This window comes from Sphingorhabdus rigui (genome assembly GCF_014196595.1).
Lineage (GTDB): Bacteria > Pseudomonadota > Alphaproteobacteria > Sphingomonadales > Sphingomonadaceae > Sphingorhabdus_B > Sphingorhabdus_B rigui.
Genome location: NZ_JACIEA010000001.1, coordinates 1,410,257 through 1,427,686 on the forward strand (window position 1 = coordinate 1,410,257; position 17,430 = coordinate 1,427,686).

The window sequence follows — 17,430 nt, forward strand, 5'->3', positions numbered from 1 at the left end:
TTCATATTCAGTTAACTATGAAACGCGTCCTACGCCTGTTCACGATCAAAACGAAACTAGAGGTCTTTATGATCACCTACGCGCTTGGCTTGGGTGCCGTAAAGCGTGGTCAGGAGTATATGATCCAATATCCCGGCAACATCGGGAAAGTGTTCTTTCTGCTGTGCACAGGCGCCGTTTTCATCGCTGCCGCCAAAATGCTTCAAGCGGTCGAATTTGATGCAGCCTTCGGCGAGGATTAACGCTCAGCATCAAACTAAATAAGGAAAAGTCCCGGGATTCTGTTGCTCGGCGATTCAATAGCGCGCGCATTTTTTAACCGGAAAACCAGTTCCCACTTTTCCTGAAAATGCTGGATTAGGTGGGGGGTTTCTGTTGCTCGGCACCCCCCGGGCCGCCGTAACCTTTCTGTTGCCCGGCCGGTCCGGCCGCGTTCTTTTAGTATAAGTTCAGACCGTGAGGCCCAAAATTATGCTGCGAGAGCAAGTGCTTCGTTATCGTTTGCACCTATTGGTTATGAACCATTTCACGGCTTATTCATGCCGGGCAAAAACAATGCTTTTCAACGCACGTCGATCCTAGTTCAGCCCCTCCAAGACCTCTGACAAACAGAGATTTTGGTGGAGCTGCCGGGTACCGCCCCCGGGTCCGCTGCATCTATTGCACACCGCAATTTATCACCATAGCCGGGCGAACCCGACACCAGCCTATATAGGCGCTTTTTCGTGAATGGGAAGTGAAGGCGGTTAAAGACCCTGCATATTTCGGCTCTCCGCCGGAATATGGACCACCAGTCCATCGAGATCGGGTGTCAGCACGATTTGGCAAGACAGACGACTGGTGCGCCGCGCGCCGGTAGCAAGGTCGAGCATGTCTTCCTCGTCCTCAACCGACCGGGGCAGTTTATCGAACCAAAGCTTGTCAATGATCACATGGCAGGTTGAACAGGCCATTTGGCCCTCGCACGTGCCTTCCAACGGTTGTCCTGCGGCTTGCGCAATTTCCAGCAGGCGTTGGCCCTCGACCGCTTCGACGTTCTGGACCGTGCCATCGGCAGTGATGAACGTGACTTTGATCATAGCATTGCCTCTGCTGACCGGTTGATTGCATCTGCGGCCATATCAATCTCTTCCGCCGTCGTATAGCGGCCAAAACCCAAACGTATGGATGATTTCGCCTGTGCGTCGGTCAGGCCAAGCGCGCGCAACACATGGCTGGGGCGGCCAGAACCACTGGCGCAGGCAGATCCGGCGGAAAAGGCGATGCTCCGGCACTCCGATATCAACCGCGCGGCGTCGACGCCGTCGCGGCGGATGTTGAGATTGCCTTTATAGCGTTGGGCCGTCGAACCGTTGATGGTCCAGTCCGCAAATGCACTGGCGGCGCGATCCCATAAGGCCGAAACATGCATGGCGTCCGCATCCATGCGTTCTGCCGCCAATTTCGCTGCTGCGCCAAAGCCCGCGCACAATGCGGGCGACAATGTGCCCGAGCGCATGCCTTGCTCCTGCCCACCGCCCAGCATTTGCGGCGTGAGCGCAATGCCGTCACGCACCCACAAGGCGCCAATGCCTTTTGGACCGTGGATTTTGTGCGCGGATATCGCGATCATGTCGGGACCATCGGGGATCGGCATGCGCCCAAATGCCTGAACCGCGTCGCATAGAAACAGATTGCCTTGGGCGTGTGCCGCCGCTGCGAGTTCCGCGATTGGCTGAATGGTCCCAATCTCGTTATTGACGAGCATGATGGCCGTTAACGCCTGCCCACTAACGGAATCAGACGCTTGCGTTTCGGGACAAATTAACCCCGCACTATCGACAGGGAAAGTCCGGCCATCTAGATATTCCACAACGTCCAAAACCGCAGCATGTTCGGTCGCGGCAGCGGTGACGGGTAACCCGCATCCCATGATCGCCAGGTTGATCGCCTCGGTCGCACCAGAGGTGAAGATCACGCGCCCGCCCTTCGGCAGCAGCGCCGCGATTTGATCGCGGGCAACCTCAACAGCCGCAGCTGCCGCCCTGCCCGCTGCATGTGCGCTATGCGGGTTCGCAAATCCATCCTTCAGCCAAGGCTCCATCGCGGCAAATGCCTCTGGGGCCAGCGGCGTTGTGGCTTGATAGTCGAGGTAGATCATGCAGCTTTGGCGCGGATGACGATATTGCGCCAGACATCCAAAAACCGCGCGATATCACCTTCGCTGGTATCGGCGTTGAAACTGACGCGGACGACTTCAGAAGCGGATCGTTCGTCCCAACCCATTGCGCCAAGCACATGACTGGTTTTCAGCGTGCCTGATGAACACGCGCTTCCGGCGGAGACCGCGATTCCGGCCATATCAAAGTTGATCAGCTGACTTGAGGCTGCAACGCCGGGCATACGGTAACTGCCAATGGTCGCCAGCCGGCTGCTTGCTTCTGCCACCACGATGCCGCCGCTGGCAGTGATCTCGGCATCCAAAATTTCACGCAGCCGAACGGCATTTTCCATCCATGCAAAACCGGCATCGAGGGCCGTCGCAAATCCGATTGCGGCGGGCAAGTTTTCGGTGCCGCGCCGGTACCCTTGCTCCTGCCCGCCTGTCGGCGACAGCAGCCCAAGATTGCGGACGAGCAAAGCCCCCATTCCCGGCGGCCCGCCCAATTTATGGGCTGATACGCACATCAAATCAGCATCTGGCAATGGCAGTTTGCCCGCGCTTTGCGAACAATCGGCGAACAATATTCCGCCATTGGCCCGCACCATATCGGCAATCTCGGCCATCGGTTGAATAACGCCGGTTTCGTTGTTCACGGACTGCACCGCATAGCGGCCAGCGCCTTTGATCGCGTTCCGGTCAACATAACCGTCTGGGCCGACGGGCAAGCGGGTTGCGCCTGCCACAGCCAAGACCGCATCATGTTCAACGGCGCTGGCAATCGCATCATGGCCACGCAGCGCAATCGCAATTGCCTCACTTGCGCCGCTGGTGAAAATGACTTCACCGTCCCAATTTAGTGCAGCAGCAACGCGGGCGCGGGCGTTCTCCAGCGCAGCGCGGGCTGCGCGCCCCTCGCTATGCGGAGAGGATGGATTGGCCCATCGCGCCATCGCGTCGGCCATCGCTTCGCGCGCCGCCGGAATGATCGGCGTCGTCGCTGCGTGATCCAAATATATGCGGGCTTGGTCGGGCATAATTTCCATGACAGTTGCGAAAATCGTCACTGCTCCTATATAGCTCTACAAAATCCTGCAAAGCCCGAACCTTCGGGCAAAGCTCGGCACCCATCTAAGAATCGAACAATAATATGCCTGCTATTGCTATTCCCGGTCCCGAAGGCCGCCTCGAAGCCCGTTTTTCTCCGCCACCGCGCCCACGTGCACCGATTGCAATGATTTTGCATCCGCACCCCCAAGCCGGCGGAACAATGAACGACCGGATTACGCAGCAGCTGTACAAAACATTTGTAGCGCGCGGATTTGGCGTGCTGCGCTTCAACTTTCGCGGCGTTGGCCGCAGCGAAGGCGAATTTGACAATGGTATCGGCGAATTGTCTGACGCAGCATCTGCGCTCGATTGGGTGCAAAGCTTCCACCCCGAAGCGTCAACGACTTGGATCGCTGGCTTCAGCTTTGGTGCATGGATTGGCATGCAACTTTTGATGCGCCGTCCGGAAATCCGCGGCTTCATCTCGGTATCGCCGCCTGCAAACATGTATGATTTCAGCTTTTTGGCGCCTTGCCCATCATCGGGCATCATCATTCAGGGTGTGAATGACGAAGTCGTCAATCCCAACGCGGTTCAAAAGCTGGTCGATAAACTGCGCACGCAGCGCCACATCACCATTCACCACGACGAAATCCCGCGTGCGAACCATTTCTTTGAAAATGAAATGGATATGCTGATGGCGTCTGTGAACAATTATCTCGATTTCCGGTTGGACCCGAACTCACCCATTAAGTGATTTTTTGCACGCAGAGGCGCAGAGATCGCAGAGTGATGGTCTGAAAAATAAGACCCTGAAACAAGCCCAAGGTGTCGGCGAAAAACTATGCGCCCTCTGCGCCTCTGCGTGAAATGTTCTTAATGTTGGTCGACGCCGCCCGTCACCAGTGACTGCCCCTTTTGATCGGGCACAACCCAAATCGCAACATTTGCGAAAATAACGAGCGCGGCAGCGATCATCAGCCAGATTTGCTGACTTGCACCATCACGACTCCAGCGTTTCCATGCGCCATAGAGAAGCAGGAACGCGGACAGCATGGCGATGGATAAAACGGCGTTTAACATTTCGCCTCTCTAAAGCCGGTGGATAAGCCGCGCAATCGGACAAATAGCGCATAGCCTTTTGCCGCGCGCTGCCATAGGGGGAGCGTATTCCGACTCATGCTGCTACAGGATGTGCTATGCGTATCGCTATCGCCTCAGACCACGCTGCCCTTGCGCTGAAATCAGCGCTCGTCGAATATCTGCTGTCGGCAGGGCATGATGTGAGCGATCTCGGCCCGCATGATGAAAGTTCGGTCGACTATCCCGATTATGGCTACAAGCTTGCCGCCGCTGTTGCCGATGGCACCGCAGAACGCGGTATTGCCTTATGCGGATCAGGCATTGGCATTTCGATTGCGGTGAACCGCAATCCCGCCGCACGCGCCGCTTTGGTATCCGAACCATTGTCCGCGCGGCTTGCGCGCGAACATAATGACGCGAATGTTATTGCCATGGGCGCGCGCCTGATTGGCATTGAAATGGCCAAGGCCTGCCTTGATGCCTTTTTAACAACGGAATTTGGTGGAGAGCGCCACCAACGCCGCGTTGATAAACTATCCAACCCGAACACGACCAAGGAACCATCATGAGCAGTGCAGCCGCCAATGACATCCATAACTCTGGATTTTTTACGCAAAGCCTGACGGAGCGCGACCCGGAAATCGCAGGCTGGATTGCGAAGGAACTGGGCCGCCAGAAGGACAAGATCGAATTGATCGCGTCGGAAAATATAACGTCGCGCGCGGTGCTTGAAGCCACAGGTTCGATCCTCACCAACAAATATGCCGAAGGCTATCCGGGCAAACGTTATTATGGCGGATGCGAATATGTCGATGAAATCGAAACCATCGCCATTGAGCGCGCCAAGCAATTGTTCGGCTGTGCATTTGCAAATGTGCAGCCCAATAGCGGCAGCCAGATGAATCAGGCGGTGTTCCTCGCGCTTTTGCAGCCCGGCGACACGTTCATGGGCCTAGACCTTAACGCAGGCGGGCATCTAACCCATGGATCGCCGGTAAACATGTCCGGCAAATGGTTCAATCCAATCGGATATGGCGTCCGTCGCGATGACCACCGGATCGACATGGACGAAGTCGCGCGCATCGCGAGAGAAAACAAACCAAAGCTGATCATCTGCGGCGGCACGGCTTATTCGCGGGGCTGGGACTGGGCGCGATTCCGGGAAATTGCGGATGAAGTCGGCGCTTACCTTCTGGCCGATATGTCGCATATCTCCGGCCTGGTTGCTGGCGGCGCGCACAGCTCGCCTGTGCCGCACGCGCACGTCACGACAAGCACAACGCACAAGTCGTTACGCGGACCGCGCTCGGGCATCATATTAACCAATGACGAGGTACTGGCCAAAAAATTCAACTCGGCAATTTTCCCAGGGTTGCAGGGTGGGCCGCTGGTGCATGTAATCGCAGCAAAGGCTGTGTGCTTTGCCGATGCGATGAAGCCAGAATTCAAAAGCTACGCCGCCAATGTCGTCGAAAATGCGAAGGCGCTTGCATCTTCGTTGCAGGAACAAGGGCTCGATATCGTGTCAGGCGGCACCGACAACCACTCGATGCTGGTCGATCTGCGGCCCAAAGAAGCCAAGGGCAAGCATGCTGAACATGCGCTCGATCGTGCCTCGATTACGTGCAACAAAAACTCGATCCCGTTCGATCCAGAAAAGCCGTTCGTCACGTCCGGCCTGCGCTTGGGCACGCCGGCTGGCACCACCCGTGGTTTCGGTCCGGCGGAATTCCGTCAGATCGGACGGATGATCGCCGATGTCGTGGAAGGCCTGCGTCACAATGGCGAGGCGGGCGACGGTCAGATCGAAGCACGGATCAAGGACGAAGCCGAGGCACTTTGCGCACGCTTCCCAATCTACCCATCTTGAATTATATAGGTGACTTACCCATCTAATACACAGAAGGGAAATAACCATGGGTTTTTGTAACGAGTGTAATGCCGAATATAGTGAAGGGATGAAGTTCTGTCCGCAATGTGGCGCCAAAACGCCTGAGCAGCTTGCGGCCGAAAGCTTCCCCAGCCAAGCCAAGCATTATGTCGGTGAAGCCGCTGATGAATTGTGGGGCGCGACCAAGGATGCGTTCCACACGGGCAAACATTTGGCGGATCAAGATACCGTCAAGAAAGTTGCTGGCGGTGCCGCCATCGGCGCTGCAGCCGCTGTCATTGCCCCAATCGGACTGGCAACAGGCGCATTGATTGGCGCCGGTATTGTTGCCTACCGCCACGTAAACAAGAAAAAGAATCAGGAAAAATAATTGCGCTGCCCATTTTGCGGAAACGACGATAGCCAGGTTAAGGACAGCCGTCCCACCGAAGACAATAGCGCTATCCGCAGACGGCGGCAGTGCGAAGGTTGCGGCGGTCGTTTCACGACTTTTGAGCGCATTCAGCTGCGTGAGCTATCGGTGGTCAAGACCGACGGCAAGCGTGAGCCTTTTGAGCGTGAAAAGCTTGAACGCTCGCTTTCGGTCGCGTGTCGTAAGCGTCCCGTCGACCATGCCCAGATTGAAAAGCTCGCCTCTGCCATTCAGCGGCAGTTGGAAACCTTGGGCGAAAGCGAGATTGAGTCCAAGCGCATCGGCGAGTTTGTCATGGATGGGCTAAAGGCGCTCGATAGCGTCGCCTATATTCGCTTTGCATCGGTCTATAAAGACTTCAGCGAAGCGAAGGATTTTGAAGATTTCGCCGGGAGCGTGGTTGAAGCGGCGCAGAAATGAGTTCGCCGCCTGTTATCATTCTTGTTCGTCCGCAATTGGGCGAAAACATCGGCAAAGCCGCCCGCGCTATGCTGAATTTTGGCCTGACGGAAATGCGCCTTGTCGCCCCGCGTGACGGGTGGCCCAACCCGAATGCCGGCCCTGCGGCGTCTGGCGCAGACATTGTGCTCGCCAATGCACAGGTTTTCCCAACGCTTGCCGAAGCGACCGCGGACATCGCACATGTCTACGCGACGACCGTACGCAAGCGCGGCGTCACTAAGCCGGTGATTACACCTGAAGCAGCGGCAAAAGAGGTTGTCGGCAATGCCGGACGAAGCGCAATCTTGTTCGGTGCGGAGCGTTCCGGCCTTGAAAGCGATGAAGTCAACGTTGCGCGCGCCATCATCACTGTTCCCATTAATCCCGAGTTTGGATCTCTAAATCTGGCGCAGGCGGTCATTCTGTGCGCCTATGAATGGTCAAAAACCCAATCGCTTGCCAGCCCACCCAAAACGGATCTGGAACCGCCAGCGTCACAGTTTGAACTCGACGGTCTGATCGCGCAGCTTGATGCGATGCTGGAACCGTTAAATTACTTCACGCCGATCGATCGTGCACCCGTCACACGGCGCACCTTGCGCAACTTGCTCACAAAGCCTGCATGGAACGCATATGAAGTGAGGACCTTACGCGGGGTGCTGACGACATTGAACAGAAGGCGGCCCGCCGAAGAATAGAGACTTGGCAACAGCGCCCCAGCTGTTTGCGCCCATGCGTAAAAAGCAAGGCACCGCGCAGGCGCAATGGGATCAGGCATTTGAAACTTAAGCGCGATTGGCATCCCACTTTTCGAGCTCGTAGGCGATGGAGGCTTCAACCAAAAGCTCCCATAAGTCGCCGACAACCTCTGCGGGGATGCCAGCGTTGCGTGCGGCGTCTTTCACATTTGCCAGCACCTGTTGCTTGCGCGCTTCATCGCGCACCGCAGTACGTTCGGTTTTGACGCGCGCCGCAGCATCCATATAAGCAAATCGTTGCGCCAGCAGATCGACCAGCTGCGCATCGACGGCGTCAACACCTGCCCGCACGTCAACCATGGTTGTGCAATTCCCGGGATTTTTTGGGCTATCAGTGCTGCTCATGGCAGCGCCTTTAAGGTTGACCATGCCTAAAGTCGAGCCAGATGTTGACATATGGCCGATCTGCAGCCATAGGCGCCGCTTCGCAATCGACCCTGCATTCCGGTGAAGCAGGTGTCCGGCACATGTATATGTGTCGCGCGGGACCGGAAACAACGTTGTTAGCAATTGGAGTCTTTAAATGACGAAGCGTACAAGCTCGAAGTATAAACTTGACCGCCGCATGGGTGAAAACATCTGGGGCCGTCCAAAATCACCTGTAAACAAGCGTGAATATGGCCCCGGCCAGCATGGTCAGCGCCGTAAAGGCAAGCTTTCCGATTATGGTATTCAGCTGCGCGCCAAGCAGAAGCTTAAGGGCTATTATGGCGACGTAACTGAAAAGCAGTTCAAGCGTGCGTATCAGGAAGCCAGCAACATGAAGGGCGATACCTCGCAGAACCTTATCGGTCTGCTCGAGCGTCGTTTGGACATGGTTGTATACCGCGCCAAGTTCGCCCCAACCATTTTCGCCGCACGCCAGATCGTTAGCCATGGCCACATTCGCGTCAATGGCGTGAAGTGCAACATCGCAAGCCGTCAGGTTGCGGTGGGCGACGTCATCAGCCTCGGCAACAAGGCCAAGGAAATGGCTTTGGTTATCGAAGCGCAAGGCCTCGCTGAGCGTGACATTCCAGAATATGTTGCCGTAGACGGCAACGACAAGGTGACTTTCGCGCGTATCCCAACGCTCGACGAAGTGCCATACCCTGTTAAGATGGAACCAAATTTGGTCGTCGAATTCTATTCGCGTTAATCTTACAAACGATCTTACGAAAAAGGCGGTCCTTGTGGCCGCCTTTTTTGTTTGAGCCTGACCGGCGGGTCTGGCAGAAGGCGCGCAATAATCTTTCCCCCTTAGGAGAATTTCATGCGCCTGCTGTCTCTGGCCCTTGTATCTGTTGTGGCTCTCACGACCGCCTGTCAAAAGGACGTGGCGGTAGACGCCCTGCCGCAAGTCACAGTCCCTGCGCTTTCCGAAGCGACGATGAAGGACGTGACGCGCGAATTGTCACTCGACAGCTATGAAGGCCGCGCACCGGGTTCCGTCGGCGAAGAGAAGACCGTCGCCTATCTAATAGCCAAATTTAAAGCGGCAGGACTTGAGCCCGGCAATAATGGCAGCTGGACGCAGGATGTGCCGCTGATCGAAATCACCGCGAAAAATGTATCGGCGCTCACAATTGCCGACCGCAGCGGCAAGGCCATGTCATTTGCCTATGGCAACGAATATGTCATTGGCAGTTACCGCGAGACACCCAAAACCGATATTAAGCAAAGCGAAATGGTCTTTGTCGGCCACGGCATTGTCGCCCCTGAAAAAGGCTGGAACGACTATGCTGGCGTCGATGTTAAGGGCAAAACCGTCGTCGTCATGGTCAATGACCCCGATTTCGAAAATGAAGGTCTTGATGGCCCGTTCGGTGGCAAAGCCATGACCTATTACGGACGCTGGACATATAAATTTGAAGAAGCCGCGCGTCAAGGCGCTGCTGCCGTTTTGATCATCCACGACACTGCCCCTGCGGCATATGGCTGGAATGTCGTCAACTCCAGTTGGACAGGCACACAATTTCTGGCGCAGTCAAAGGATGGCGGAAAGAGCCAGACAAAAGCCAATGGCTGGATCCAGAAATCCGTAGCCAAGAAAATTTTTGCCGCCGCCGGTCAAGATCTCGACAAGCAAATGGCCGCGGCCAAGCAAAAAGGCTTTAAGGCGGTTCCGTTGAACCTGACCGCGTCGATGAACTTCGAAAATGACATCGCGCGCAAGGCGAGCAAGAACGTCATTGGCGTCATGAAAGGCAGCAAGCGCCCCGACGAATATGTGCTTTACACGGCGCATTGGGACCATCTCGGTCGGTGCACGGCCGCGGCCGACGGCGACGACATTTGCAACGGTGCAGTCGACAATGCCACAGGCACTGCGGCACTGGTCGCGTTGGCAGAAGGCTTCGCCAAGGCCGGCGCACCGGACCGTTCGGTCGTGTTCCTTGCGGTGACGGCTGAAGAAAGCGGCCTGCTTGGTTCGAAATTCTACGCCGAGAACCCCGTCTTCCCGCTGTCGCAAACCGTCGGCGGCGTGAACATGGATGCGTTCTCAATGTCTGGCCCGGCGAAGAATTTGACCGTCATCGGCAAAGGCAAATCGCAACTTGATCTCTATCTTGAGGCTGCGGCAAAGGCCGAAGGCCGGACACCTGAAACGGAACCGACACCGGAAAAGGGCTTCTACTACCGCTCTGACCATTTCAGCTTTGCAAAGCTTGGCGTGCCGATGGTGTATTTCGAAGGCGGGGACGATCTTGTCACCGGCGGTAAGGCCGCTGCAAAGGCCGCTGCGGAAGATTATGAAAAGAACCGTTACCACGCCCCCGGCGACGAATTTGACGAAAAATGGGATTGGTCCGGCGTCATGTCCGATTTGAAACTATACTATCGCATCGGGCGGATGTTGGCGATGACCGACGCATGGCCAAACTGGAACGACGGCGACGAATTCCGCGCGGTCCGCGACAAGAGCCGCAACGGGAAATAAGCCAATGACGTTCCGTATGCCCGCCGAATGGGCGCCCCATGAAGCCGTCTGGATTGGCTTTCCCAGTTCTGCGGAATATTGGGGTGCGCCGCTCCAACGCGCGCAGCAGCAGATGGCGGCCTTTGCCAATGCGGTACACGCATCGGGCCAGGGCGAACGGGTGCATGTGATTGCCGGTAACGCAGAGGCCATGGCCGTCGCCGAAGGACTCCTTGACGCTGGCGTCCATGTGGAACTGCGCCAAATTGGCGATGTTTGGTTGCGTGACACAGGCTGCATCATCGTGAAAGATGGGGATCGGCGGATTGCCCGTAATTTTGGCTTCAATGGTTGGGGAAACCGGTTTGACTATCCCGGCGATCAAACCATTGGCCAAGAATTGGCGGCGGATTTCGGTTTTGAAATTGCACAGGCGGATTGGATATTTGAAGGCGGATCGATTGATGTTGACGGTGAAGGTCTGGCCGCGACCACCGTCGATTGCCTTTTGAACCCGAACCGCAACCCAACGCTTGATAAGGCTGCAATTGAAGACCGGCTGCGCACTGATTTGGGGATAGAACGGTTGCTTTGGTTGGGCGACGGCCTCGCCAACGACCATACCGACGGCCATATTGATAATTTGGCGCGCTTTGTTGGCCCGAACCATATTCTGGTTCCAAGCAGCGCTGGACTCGACGATCCAAACCAATCTGTCTTTGAAGATGCCCGCGCGCGCGCCGAAGCGTTCGGATGCAAAGTAACGCTGATGCCCTCAGTTGGCCGTTTTGAACAAGACGGGGAAATCGTGCCAGCAAGTTATATGAATTTCTACATCGGCAACCGCGCTGTCGTCGTGCCCATTTATGGCGGCGCAAACGATGACGCCGCGATTGACGTGTTGGCAAGCATCTACCCCGAACGCGACGTTATCGGTGTCATGGCGGATGCTGTATTGACCGGCGGCGGAAGCTTTCATTGTTCCAGCCAACACGTGCCCGTTTGATGATATTGGATATCGACGCGAAACATAGCATAATCCCAAAACAACCAACCAAGAGGACGCCCCCAATGAAAAAGACTTTTCTGATTGCCCTCGCCGCCACTGCGCTTGCAGCACCTGCCTTTGCTGATCATCACAGCATGAGCAAAGCCGAACATGACAAAATGCATAAGGAACATAGCGAACGGCTTGCAAAAATCCTCGCCGACCCGTCGCGCGGTGCCGATGCCAAGCGCGATCAATATCGTCATCCTGCCGAAACGTTTGAATTTTTCCGTTTGCACCCTGACCACGTCATTGGCGAATATGCGCCGGGTGGTGAATGGGTTTCGCGTATCCTTGGCCGTTATGTGAACGAAAATGGCAGATATACCGGCCTGTATTTCGGCACAAAAAGCTACTTCAGCGATCAACAGAAAACCGGCATTGCCGCGGGCATTGCAAAGTTCCCTGCTGATGTCGCTGCAGTATCCGGACGTCCGGCGACAGATTTCAACGCGTTTTCGCTCAGTGAAATCCCAGAAGGTGCAAAGGGCTCGTTTGACCGCATAATTGTGATGCGCATGCTGCACAATATGATGAACTGGAACATCGCAGATTCCGAAATCAAGGCGATGCGCGACCTGTTGAAGGAGGATGGCTTGCTCGGCATCGAACAACATCGCGCCAAGGCAGACGCGCCGTTCAGCTATACCGACGGTACCAAGGGCTATATGCGTGAGGCCGATATCATCAAATTCATGGAAGTGAACGGATTTGAGCTGGTCGCCAAAAGCGAAATCAACGCCAATCCAAAGGACAGTGCAAATTGGCCCGATGGCGTCTGGACTCTTCCGCCAGCGTTGCGTTTGAAAGATGTCGACCGCGTGAAGTATGAAGCGATTGGGGAATCCGACCGCATGACCTTGCTGTTCAAAAAACGGCCCTGATTGTTGGATGAGTGCTGCCCAGCCGGCCGATGCCCCCCTTAATGCCGTGGATTTTGCGGTTGGGGCATCGCCTGTTGGGCACGCTGGTCGCTGGCATAGCAACGACAATATTATTGTATCTGATCACAATCGTGATTGCAGCGCGTTTCGGCGTCCGGCTATAGACGCGGAATGACCCGAAATATCACCGTTGCCGCGTTGCAACTGCCCCTGTCGGCAAGCGAAGCCGAAAATATCGATGCTGTATGTGACCTCGTGTCACAGGCTGCAGAGCAGGGCGCGCAAATCATCCTGCCGCCTGAACTGTTTTCAGGCCCCTATTTCTGCAAAACGCAGGAGGAAGAACATTTTGCGCTGGCGCGGCCAACGCGTGAGCATCCATCAGTCGTCGCCATGGCGAAACTTGCCAAACAACTTGGCGTGGCCATTCCCACAAGCTTTTTCGAACGTGACGGCGCGCATTTTTACAACAGCGTCGCGATGATTGGTCCCGATGGCGAGATTATGGGCATTTATCGCAAAAGCCATATTCCCGACGGCCCCGGCTATCAGGAGAAATATTATTTCCGCCCTGGAAACACCGGGTTCAAAGTTTGGGAAGTCTTTGGCACGCAAATCGGCGTCGGCATCTGTTGGGACCAATGGTACCCCGAATGCGCACGGGCCATGGCGTTGATGGGTGCCGAGCTACTGTTCTATCCCACCGCCATTGGCGCAGAGCCACAGGATTCAACGTTGGATACGCGGCACATGTGGCGCCGGGCCATGGTCGGCCACGCGGTATCAAACTGCATGCCCGTCATCGCGGCAAACCGTATCGGCGCGGAAAACGACCATGGCGGTCTGGCACAAAAATTCTACGGCACCAGCTTCATCGCGAACGAATGGGGCGATGTTGTCTGCGATTTGGATGATGCAGAAACCGGCATATTGGTTGCAACATTCGATCTGGACCAAGCCCGCGCCCACCGCGCAAGCATGGGCTTCTTCCGCGATCGGCGCCCGCAATTATACAGTCGGCTTGTAGAGGATATCTAAGCTGTCACATCTCTACCTCATCGGCATTGGCTCTAATCAGCCACATGCAATCATCGGCGCGCCAAACAAGATCATCGTGCAAGCGGTCGCCGCGTTGGAGATGGACGATATCGACGTCTTCGCGCATTCGGCGACGGTCCAATCAAGCCCCATCGGGCCTTCCTCACGCCTATTTGCAAATGCGGCGGCGGTTGTGTCCACCGATCTTGAACCCCCTGCTCTGCTGGCGCGTCTGCAAGAGATTGAGCACCACTTCGGACGCGTTCGGCGCGGGCAAAGCTGGCGCGCGCGTGTTCTCGACCTGGATATCCTGTTATGGTCCGGCGGCGCGTGGGCGGACAGCAATCCGGCCTTGGCCATTCCCCATCCCGGACTGTGTTCGCGGGGATTCGTCCTGACCCCTGCAGCCATGATTGCCCCCGATTGGCGTGAGCCGCTGACGGGCCTGACCATAAGGCAGCTACAATCGCGATTTAACCGACCAAAGGCGCTTGACCGCACAAGTTCCCGCCATTAGGGGGAGCGCTCTCGCACGGACCAATTCGCGGTCTGGTAGGGGGCCCTTAGCTCAGTCGGTAGAGCAACTGACTTTTAATCAGTAGGTCGCTGGTTCGAACCCAGCAGGGCTCACCATATATTTCAATGGTTTAGCTACATTCCCTTCGGGGAAACCGATATTTAGGTCGGACAAAGGTTTAACCTAGGTTTCACCGTTGCGTCGAAGCTATTCGGCCGGCTGCCGAGGTGAAACGAGCACTTACACCCCTCCCCCCTTCAAAACCTCTGCTCATCCAGACCCCATGGGGGTGCCCCCTTTTCTGGCTAATGGGACCTAGAGTTCCTTTTTACATATCGTTCTGCTCGCCCGGTTAGATGCACTCTGTTCTAGGCTTATTAGGATGGTAGGTAGACATTCTATGCACCCTTGCGGAAGTATACCTTCAGCATTCTTGGTATCCATGTAGAGCCTTTGACGTCTCGGCTATCAATGCGAGGGGATCCCCGCCTAATGCATCCATGATTGTTAGAAATTCGATCACATCCAGCCGTCGTTCCCCACATTCAAATTTTGAGACGAACGACTGCGGCTTGTTTAATTTGTGGGCTAGCTCGATCTGACGCATACCTGCCTTTTTGCGCGCGCCTACTAATAATGCGGCGAATACCGAGTAAGGTTGGCTGTAGACCGATTTTTTCATCCCCCTTCTATTTATAACTTCTTGCAAAATATCCCATATTGGGATATTCCTTATGGAACCGAAACCTCTGGAGGGAAAAATCTAATGTCAGCCGTTCTATTAATCACACCACTCATGCTCGCTACCGCGGCACCAACATTTGACATTCAAGCACCTGTTTACAGCCACGCTACACAAACAACAGCCGGTGCAACGCTCGCACAATACCAGACTATGTACTGCTCAACGACCACGACATTTAACGGCACGCAGACATTTACGGCCAGTGGGAAACCCTTCGATAGCGATAGCGACAGCGACCAACAGGGTGATTGCTAAAGCTTAATGTTACTTTTGTTTTCAGGCTCGTATGACGGGACAGTCGATAGGATTGTCCTGTCATATGGTGATGACGTTTTTCGTTTCAACTATGATCTTTGGCAGGAATATGACCTGTCTTTCACAGAGCACGGCTGGATAATTCGAAACCCCGCCGGGCGCGAGATCACTTCAGAGACCGTCACGGGAGCATATTGGTGGAAAGCTTTTGCATTTTTCACCCAAGACGACAAATATGTTAAAGCAGAAGTAAAGTATACCTTGCGTGATGTATACGGCTGGTGCCAAGTGCGTGGCATAGCCAAGGGCAACTCAATTGATTACCACAACAAGCTGGGGAAAATGACAATCCTAGGGCTTGCAAGGGAATATTTTTCTGTCCCTGACACATTAGTTACATTTCGAAAATTTAATGCGTCAAGATTAGAAGGTTCTCAAGTCGTAGCGAAAAGCTTGGCATCCGAGCTATCGGACAGCAAGGGCGCCTTGATGACCACGCAGGTGAACGTTGCAGAGATTGATCCTTCATTTCCGTGGTACTTGCAATCCAAGATAGACAGCGCGTGGGACGTGACCGTATTTTTTTGCAACGGGCAGTCGTTTCCATTCCGTAGAAGTCGCGCGGGGCTTTCTGGACTTGACTGGCGAGCAGAACAAAATTTTGAAACGCTGGTTGAAGAATGGGAGCCAATGGCTCTGGGCAACACTTTCGCCAACAAAATTCTCAACTTGTCCAATAAACTTGGCGTCGAGTTTGGGCGCTACGATTTCATGACGGTTGGCGATACAGACGACCTAGTGTTTCTTGAATTTAACGCCAATGGGCAGTGGGTGTTTTTGGATCCCTTTGATAAGCATGGGCTTCTTGATTGCGTAACAAACTGGCTTCGATCCGCTTAAGAGAAACGCCCGTTCTTCATTAGCACCAATGGCACCGATTTGATTCTCTGGCGACGGTCACGACATTTCAGCTCATAATCGGCCTTTGCACTAAAGCCGTCCCGCTACGAACGGCGCAAGTTCAACGTTCCACGATGCCAGACTAAGCCAGTCTCTCGAACGTTAGCCCCGCATGCGCCTCAAGCCGCTTGATTAGCTTATCCCCTAAAATCGTTGCTGGCGTCCAGAAGCCGCCCGGAACATCGTCAGGCACGTCTTTGGCAAGGCAGGCGGCGGCCTGAGACAGCATCTTTGCCGTTGATCCATAGCCCGGATCTCTGTCTCCCGTAACGCGGCAACGGATCGTTTCTCCCTTGGCCGTTGACCCGAGGAAAACAATGTCAAAATTCCCCTCAAGCTGCGCTTTTTCGCTTGGCCCCTCACCCGGCTTGGGCAAGACCATAGTTTCCAGCAGCCAGCGGATTGGGGGCACGGCCAGACCGATCATAAGGGCATTGGCACCCCAATGCGCCGCGCGCGCCTTTTGCTTGCCGGAACCGCCCTGGCCCGTCACCACGGCTTCCTCATACTTGAATTCAATGCCATAGCTGTTGTTGCTCAGGGCGTTTGACCGGTACACAACCCGAGTGTTGATACCCGCCATAATAAAAGGCGCGATCCAAGCGCCATAGACATTGTCATATGCGATCTTCACATCGGGCTGCGCGATAGTGAACCCATGATTTTGTGGGCAGAGGCTATAAGGGTCTTTAAGTTCGCGCCGCAGATCGGCGTCGCTGACCGCTTCCTTGACCATGTTAATCATGCTTGCGATGGTGCCGCCGGACGCGCCGCCCTTCATGCTGACAACCCGCATGTTTATCCGGTCACAACTATGCCCGAATTGTTCCAATGCGCCGCGTTGCAGGAAATGGACGCCCAGATCGGACGGGATGCTGTCAAAGCCACAACAATGCACAATCCGCGCACCGCTTTTGATTGCGTCGGCTTCATGCCGCAATTGCATTTTGCGGATCCACTGCGGCTCGCCTGTTAGATCGCAATAATGGGTCCCCGTGGTGGCGCAGACCTGAACGAGCAAGTCACCATACAGCGCATAGGGGCCGACCGTCGACATAACGACAGTGGTCTGCGCACACATTTGCTTCAGCGCATCTTCATCGGCAGCGTCAGCAACGATAATCTCTATGCCCGGCAGTCCAACGGTATCGCGGACCTGCTTAAGCTTGCTGAGCGAACGCCCTGCGATAGCCCATTTTACCGATCCATCGGCGAACTGCTCTTGCATGTAGCGTGTGATGATCTGGCCCACAAAGCTGGTGGCTCCATAGACGATGATATCAAATTTTTTATCAGCCATTGTTATTCC

Annotated in this window: 21 protein-coding genes, 1 tRNA gene and 1 other RNA gene; 15 read left to right on the forward strand and 8 right to left on the reverse strand. The window is 55.2% G+C overall.

The window, feature by feature from the left end; all coding sequences use genetic code 11:
- The first annotated feature begins 17 nt into the window (after nucleotides 1–17).
- A complete protein-coding gene (locus tag GGR91_RS06450) occupies nucleotides 18–242 on the forward strand; it encodes a hypothetical protein (protein WP_183941163.1) in 225 nt (74 codons plus the stop codon).
- 156 nt (nucleotides 243–398) lie between these two features.
- On the opposite strand, the gene ssrA is transcribed toward GGR91_RS06450, so the two are convergent.
- From ssrA to GGR91_RS06470, 4 genes are all read right to left on the reverse strand, one after another.
- Nucleotides 399–740: a transfer-messenger RNA gene (gene ssrA, locus GGR91_RS06455) on the reverse strand.
- Nucleotides 741–746: 6 nt separating this feature from the next.
- The gene (locus GGR91_RS06460; protein ID WP_183941165.1) at nucleotides 747–1,079 is read right to left on the reverse strand and encodes a 2Fe-2S iron-sulfur cluster-binding protein; all 333 of its coding nucleotides are present in this window, start codon (nucleotides 1,077–1,079) and stop codon (nucleotides 747–749) included.
- Nucleotides 1,076–2,140 (reverse strand): cysteine desulfurase family protein, encoded by a 1,065-nt coding sequence (locus tag GGR91_RS06465; protein WP_183941167.1) that lies wholly within the window; start codon nucleotides 2,138–2,140, stop codon nucleotides 1,076–1,078. The genes GGR91_RS06460 and GGR91_RS06465 overlap by 4 nt, the downstream gene beginning before the upstream one ends.
- Nucleotides 2,137–3,177, reverse strand: a complete 1,041-nt coding sequence (locus GGR91_RS06470) for a cysteine desulfurase family protein (RefSeq protein WP_183941169.1) — start codon at nucleotides 3,175–3,177, stop codon at nucleotides 2,137–2,139. The genes GGR91_RS06465 and GGR91_RS06470 overlap by 4 nt, the downstream gene beginning before the upstream one ends.
- Nucleotides 3,178–3,290: 113 nt before the next feature.
- Here GGR91_RS06470 and GGR91_RS06475 point away from each other — a divergent pair, with 113 nt between their 5' ends.
- A complete protein-coding gene (locus GGR91_RS06475) occupies nucleotides 3,291–3,947 on the forward strand; it encodes an alpha/beta hydrolase (protein WP_183941171.1) in 657 nt (218 codons plus the stop codon).
- A 119-nt stretch (nucleotides 3,948–4,066) separates the two neighbouring features.
- On the opposite strand, the gene GGR91_RS06480 is transcribed toward GGR91_RS06475, so the two are convergent.
- Complete coding sequence (locus GGR91_RS06480; protein WP_183941173.1) at nucleotides 4,067–4,273, reverse strand: hypothetical protein; 207 nt, start codon at nucleotides 4,271–4,273, stop codon at nucleotides 4,067–4,069.
- A gap of 116 nt (nucleotides 4,274–4,389) precedes the next feature.
- On the opposite strand from GGR91_RS06480, the gene rpiB reads away from it, so the two are divergent.
- The 5 genes from rpiB to GGR91_RS06505 are packed head-to-tail and all read left to right on the forward strand — an operon-like array spanning nucleotide 4,390 to nucleotide 7,715.
- Nucleotides 4,390–4,842, forward strand: coding sequence for a ribose 5-phosphate isomerase B (gene rpiB / locus GGR91_RS06485; RefSeq protein ID WP_183941175.1), 453 nt, complete (start codon nucleotides 4,390–4,392; stop codon nucleotides 4,840–4,842).
- On the forward strand, nucleotides 4,839–6,143 hold the full coding sequence (gene glyA, locus GGR91_RS06490; RefSeq protein ID WP_183941177.1) for a serine hydroxymethyltransferase: 1,305 nt from the start codon (nucleotides 4,839–4,841) through the stop codon (nucleotides 6,141–6,143). The genes rpiB and glyA overlap by 4 nt, the downstream gene beginning before the upstream one ends.
- Nucleotides 6,144–6,189: 46 nt before the next feature.
- Complete coding sequence (locus GGR91_RS06495) at nucleotides 6,190–6,534, forward strand: zinc ribbon domain-containing protein (RefSeq protein WP_183941180.1); 345 nt, start codon at nucleotides 6,190–6,192, stop codon at nucleotides 6,532–6,534.
- Nucleotides 6,535–6,996: a transcriptional regulator NrdR gene (gene nrdR, locus GGR91_RS06500; protein WP_183941182.1), complete on the forward strand. Its 462-nt coding sequence runs from the start codon at nucleotides 6,535–6,537 to the stop codon at nucleotides 6,994–6,996.
- On the forward strand, nucleotides 6,993–7,715 hold the full coding sequence (locus GGR91_RS06505; RefSeq protein WP_183941184.1) for an RNA methyltransferase: 723 nt from the start codon (nucleotides 6,993–6,995) through the stop codon (nucleotides 7,713–7,715). Before nrdR ends, GGR91_RS06505 begins: the two co-directional genes overlap by 4 nt.
- An 87-nt stretch (nucleotides 7,716–7,802) precedes the next feature.
- Here GGR91_RS06505 and GGR91_RS06510 read toward each other — a convergent pair whose 3' ends face one another.
- A complete protein-coding gene (locus GGR91_RS06510) occupies nucleotides 7,803–8,120 on the reverse strand; it encodes a chorismate mutase (protein ID WP_183941186.1) in 318 nt (105 codons plus the stop codon).
- Between the two features lie 178 nt (nucleotides 8,121–8,298).
- Here GGR91_RS06510 and rpsD point away from each other — a divergent pair, with 178 nt between their 5' ends.
- The 7 genes from rpsD to GGR91_RS06545 all read left to right on the forward strand — a co-directional run bounded on the left by rpsD (nucleotide 8,299) and on the right by GGR91_RS06545 (nucleotide 14,277).
- A complete protein-coding gene (rpsD, locus tag GGR91_RS06515) occupies nucleotides 8,299–8,913 on the forward strand; it encodes a 30S ribosomal protein S4 (protein ID WP_183941188.1) in 615 nt (204 codons plus the stop codon).
- 114 nt (nucleotides 8,914–9,027) lie between these two features.
- Nucleotides 9,028–10,695: a M28 family metallopeptidase gene (locus tag GGR91_RS06520; RefSeq protein ID WP_183941190.1), complete on the forward strand. Its 1,668-nt coding sequence runs from the start codon at nucleotides 9,028–9,030 to the stop codon at nucleotides 10,693–10,695.
- 4 nt (nucleotides 10,696–10,699) lie between these two features.
- Nucleotides 10,700–11,680: an agmatine deiminase family protein gene (locus GGR91_RS06525; RefSeq protein WP_183941192.1), complete on the forward strand. Its 981-nt coding sequence runs from the start codon at nucleotides 10,700–10,702 to the stop codon at nucleotides 11,678–11,680.
- Nucleotides 11,681–11,745: 65 nt separating this feature from the next.
- Nucleotides 11,746–12,606 (forward strand): class I SAM-dependent methyltransferase, encoded by an 861-nt coding sequence (locus GGR91_RS06530; RefSeq protein ID WP_183941194.1) that lies wholly within the window; start codon nucleotides 11,746–11,748, stop codon nucleotides 12,604–12,606.
- Nucleotides 12,607–12,777: 171 nt separating this feature from the next.
- On the forward strand, nucleotides 12,778–13,644 hold the full coding sequence (gene aguB, locus GGR91_RS06535) for an N-carbamoylputrescine amidase (protein ID WP_183941196.1): 867 nt from the start codon (nucleotides 12,778–12,780) through the stop codon (nucleotides 13,642–13,644).
- Between the two features lie 25 nt (nucleotides 13,645–13,669).
- Nucleotides 13,670–14,161 carry a 2-amino-4-hydroxy-6-hydroxymethyldihydropteridine diphosphokinase gene (gene folK, locus GGR91_RS06540; protein ID WP_322788787.1) on the forward strand — a complete coding sequence of 164 codons (492 nt, stop codon included), beginning with the start codon at nucleotides 13,670–13,672 and terminating at the stop codon, nucleotides 14,159–14,161.
- Nucleotides 14,162–14,201: 40 nt separating this feature from the next.
- A tRNA-Lys gene (locus tag GGR91_RS06545) sits at nucleotides 14,202–14,277 on the forward strand.
- A 308-nt stretch (nucleotides 14,278–14,585) separates the two neighbouring features.
- Here the strand turns inward: GGR91_RS06545 and GGR91_RS06550 are convergent.
- Nucleotides 14,586–14,843, reverse strand: coding sequence for a helix-turn-helix domain-containing protein (locus GGR91_RS06550; protein WP_183941198.1), 258 nt, complete (start codon nucleotides 14,841–14,843; stop codon nucleotides 14,586–14,588).
- A 324-nt stretch (nucleotides 14,844–15,167) separates the two neighbouring features.
- Here GGR91_RS06550 and GGR91_RS06555 point away from each other — a divergent pair, with 324 nt between their 5' ends.
- Complete coding sequence (locus GGR91_RS06555; RefSeq protein WP_183941200.1) at nucleotides 15,168–16,061, forward strand: hypothetical protein; 894 nt, start codon at nucleotides 15,168–15,170, stop codon at nucleotides 16,059–16,061.
- Between the two features lie 142 nt (nucleotides 16,062–16,203).
- Here the strand turns inward: GGR91_RS06555 and GGR91_RS06560 are convergent, their stop codons facing one another.
- Nucleotides 16,204–17,421: a saccharopine dehydrogenase family protein gene (locus tag GGR91_RS06560; protein WP_183941202.1), complete on the reverse strand. Its 1,218-nt coding sequence runs from the start codon at nucleotides 17,419–17,421 to the stop codon at nucleotides 16,204–16,206.
- Nucleotides 17,422–17,430: the final 9 nt, after the last annotated feature.

What these genes read in the sequence shown, in the direction of transcription:
- GGR91_RS06530 (WP_183941194.1), top strand. Translation starts at nt 11,746, where the DNA reads ATGAAAAAGACTTTTCTGATTGCCCTCGCCGCCACTGCGCTTGCAGCA.
- GGR91_RS06450 (WP_183941163.1), top strand. Translation starts at nt 18, where the DNA reads ATGAAACGCGTCCTACGCCTGTTCACGATCAAAACGAAACTAGAGGTC.
- glyA (WP_183941177.1), top strand. Translation starts at nt 4,839, where the DNA reads ATGAGCAGTGCAGCCGCCAATGACATCCATAACTCTGGATTTTTTACG.
- GGR91_RS06470 (WP_183941169.1), bottom strand. Translation starts at nt 3,177, where the DNA reads ATGCCCGACCAAGCCCGCATATATTTGGATCACGCAGCGACGACGCCG.
- GGR91_RS06495 (WP_183941180.1), top strand. Translation starts at nt 6,190, where the DNA reads ATGGGTTTTTGTAACGAGTGTAATGCCGAATATAGTGAAGGGATGAAG.
- GGR91_RS06555 (WP_183941200.1), top strand. Translation starts at nt 15,168, where the DNA reads ATGTTACTTTTGTTTTCAGGCTCGTATGACGGGACAGTCGATAGGATT.
- aguB (WP_183941196.1), top strand. Translation starts at nt 12,778, where the DNA reads ATGACCCGAAATATCACCGTTGCCGCGTTGCAACTGCCCCTGTCGGCA.
- GGR91_RS06560 (WP_183941202.1), bottom strand. Translation starts at nt 17,421, where the DNA reads ATGGCTGATAAAAAATTTGATATCATCGTCTATGGAGCCACCAGCTTT.
- rpiB (WP_183941175.1), top strand. Translation starts at nt 4,390, where the DNA reads ATGCGTATCGCTATCGCCTCAGACCACGCTGCCCTTGCGCTGAAATCA.
- GGR91_RS06475 (WP_183941171.1), top strand. Translation starts at nt 3,291, where the DNA reads ATGCCTGCTATTGCTATTCCCGGTCCCGAAGGCCGCCTCGAAGCCCGT.
- GGR91_RS06480 (WP_183941173.1), bottom strand. Translation starts at nt 4,273, where the DNA reads ATGTTAAACGCCGTTTTATCCATCGCCATGCTGTCCGCGTTCCTGCTT.
- GGR91_RS06510 (WP_183941186.1), bottom strand. Translation starts at nt 8,120, where the DNA reads ATGAGCAGCACTGATAGCCCAAAAAATCCCGGGAATTGCACAACCATG.
- GGR91_RS06505 (WP_183941184.1), top strand. Translation starts at nt 6,993, where the DNA reads ATGAGTTCGCCGCCTGTTATCATTCTTGTTCGTCCGCAATTGGGCGAA.
- GGR91_RS06460 (WP_183941165.1), bottom strand. Translation starts at nt 1,079, where the DNA reads ATGATCAAAGTCACGTTCATCACTGCCGATGGCACGGTCCAGAACGTC.
- GGR91_RS06550 (WP_183941198.1), bottom strand. Translation starts at nt 14,843, where the DNA reads ATGAAAAAATCGGTCTACAGCCAACCTTACTCGGTATTCGCCGCATTA.
- GGR91_RS06520 (WP_183941190.1), top strand. Translation starts at nt 9,028, where the DNA reads ATGCGCCTGCTGTCTCTGGCCCTTGTATCTGTTGTGGCTCTCACGACC.
- GGR91_RS06465 (WP_183941167.1), bottom strand. Translation starts at nt 2,140, where the DNA reads ATGATCTACCTCGACTATCAAGCCACAACGCCGCTGGCCCCAGAGGCA.
- GGR91_RS06525 (WP_183941192.1), top strand. Translation starts at nt 10,700, where the DNA reads ATGACGTTCCGTATGCCCGCCGAATGGGCGCCCCATGAAGCCGTCTGG.
- rpsD (WP_183941188.1), top strand. Translation starts at nt 8,299, where the DNA reads ATGACGAAGCGTACAAGCTCGAAGTATAAACTTGACCGCCGCATGGGT.